The sequence below is a fragment of the Lyngbya sp. CCY1209 genome, from assembly GCF_035615495.1.
In the GTDB taxonomy this organism is placed as follows: domain Bacteria; phylum Cyanobacteriota; class Cyanobacteriia; order Cyanobacteriales; family Microcoleaceae; genus Limnospira.
This window is the reverse complement of the sequence record NZ_JAJENU010000317.1, coordinates 1-265: the sequence shown is the minus strand read 5'-3', so window position 1 is coordinate 265 and position 265 is coordinate 1. Positions and strand designations below refer to the sequence as shown.

General features: G+C 46.4%; 1 protein-coding gene. It reads right to left on the bottom strand.

Features of this window, described 5'->3' with window-relative positions; all coding sequences use genetic code 11:
* The coding region (locus LKE08_RS09180; RefSeq protein ID WP_324703918.1) for a reverse transcriptase domain-containing protein at positions 1 to 265 on the bottom strand (265 nt) is incomplete at both ends.

Sequence of the window (265 nt, the reverse complement as noted above, 5' to 3'; positions counted from 1 at the left end):
GGTGTCCCGGCTTTCGTGTCGTCAAATACACCATTGTCAATAACCCCGGCTTTTAACCATTGTCTGATATTGCGCCTAATGGTCGTTGGACAATGAAGTTTGGATAGCAGGTATTCATGGTCAATCTGGTCAAAGCATTTGGCAATATCGGCATCGAGGACGTAGTATCCCCCTTGATTAATCGCGACAAATATTCTGCCAATTGCATCGAGGGTTGAGCGTCCGGGTCGAAACCCATAGCTTGTTCCTTCAAATAATGGTTCCC